Annotated in this window: 1 protein-coding gene; it reads left to right on the top strand. The window is 64.7% G+C overall.

The window, feature by feature from the left end; genetic code table 11:
- On the top strand, positions 1 to 411 hold a 411-nt coding region (locus EOA38_RS37905), incomplete at its 5' end, for an anti-sigma factor (RefSeq protein WP_145966351.1).
- Between the last annotated feature and the right edge of the window lie 383 nt (positions 412 to 794).

Here is a 794-nt window from a genome sequence, read left to right as displayed (position 1 = left end):
CATGTCATCTACGCCGGCGAGAAGCGTCACGCGGTCGAGGTGCCGGCGAGCGACAAGGACCACCTTCAGACATGGCTGTCCAACCGGGTTGGGCTGAAGCTGGTGGCGCCCGATCTGGCGGCCGAAGGCTTCGAGCTCGTCGGTGGCCGGCTGCTGCCTTCGGGCGAGCACGGCAAGGCCGCGATGCTGCTTTACGAGGACGCCAAGGGCGAGCGCATCTCGCTCTTCGTCACCGCCGAATCGTCCGCGGCCGCCAAGGGCACCTATGCTGCCGAAGCGGACGGCCCTGAGGCGGTCTATTGGTTGGACAAAGGCTATGGCTGCGCCGTCGTCGGCTCGCTGCCGCGCGAGCGGCTGTCGGACGTCGCCAAGATCGCCTATGGCCAGCTTCTCGCCGGTATTTCGAGCTGAAACCGGCTGCGTTTTGCGCAGCCGGCAGCCCTTCCAAACAGCGATCTTGTTCAAACACTTCGCGCTTCCTTGCCGCCACGGAACCTGTCACAATTCGGCCCTAATCAAGGAGCGATAGCGCTTGACGAATACTGGCGCTTCGGCCGGTGTTGCTTTAGTGACCGGGGCCATTTCCGCAATCCAATCGAGGTTCTCCCAAGCCCGCATGCCTGCCGAGATTCGCAAGGCCCGCGCGTCAGACGTCGATGACCTCGCCGCCATCGAGAAGGCCGTCTTCTCGGGCGACCGGCTTTCCCGCCGCTCCTTCCGTCAGTTCATCGAGCGCGAGACCGCCGAGATGCTGGTGGCCGAGAACGACAGCCATGTCGCCGGCTACGCGGTGG

The organism is Mesorhizobium sp. M1E.F.Ca.ET.041.01.1.1, assembly GCF_003997355.1.
GTDB lineage: Bacteria > Pseudomonadota > Alphaproteobacteria > Rhizobiales > Rhizobiaceae > Mesorhizobium.
Note: the sequence above shows the minus strand (reverse complement) of the source record. Positions and strands in the feature narration are given on the sequence as shown.